The organism is Citrobacter sp. Cu231 (assembly GCF_030332265.1).
Classification (GTDB): Bacteria; Pseudomonadota; Gammaproteobacteria; order Enterobacterales; family Enterobacteriaceae; genus Citrobacter; species Citrobacter meridianamericanus.
Window position 1 is genome coordinate 1 of sequence record NZ_JAOWIE010000010.1, and the last position, 274, is coordinate 274.

At 54.0% G+C, this 274-nt stretch carries 1 protein-coding gene; it reads left to right on the forward strand.

Going from position 1 to position 274, the window contains the following annotated elements; translation table 11 throughout:
* Positions 1-266, forward strand: a 266-nt coding sequence (locus tag OGY15_RS00210) for a transposase domain-containing protein (RefSeq protein ID WP_000313295.1), incomplete at its 5' end; no start/stop codon positions are given.
* Positions 267-274: the final 8 nt, after the last annotated feature.

Consider the following 274-nt stretch of genomic DNA (forward strand, 5'->3'; position numbering starts at 1 on the left):
GCAGTAATGGCTGGGTGGAAATCGACAACAACATCGCAGAGAACGCCTTACGGGGAGTGGCCGTAGGCCGGAAAAACTGGATGTTCGCGGGTTCCGACAGCGGTGGTGAACATGCGGCGGTGTTGTACTCGCTGATCGGCACATGCCGTCTGAACAATGTGGAGCCAGAAAAGTGGCTGCGTTACGTCATTGAACATATCCAGGACTGGCCGGCAAACCGGGTACGCGATCTGTTGCCCTGGAAAGTTGATCTGAGCTCTCAGTAAATATCAAT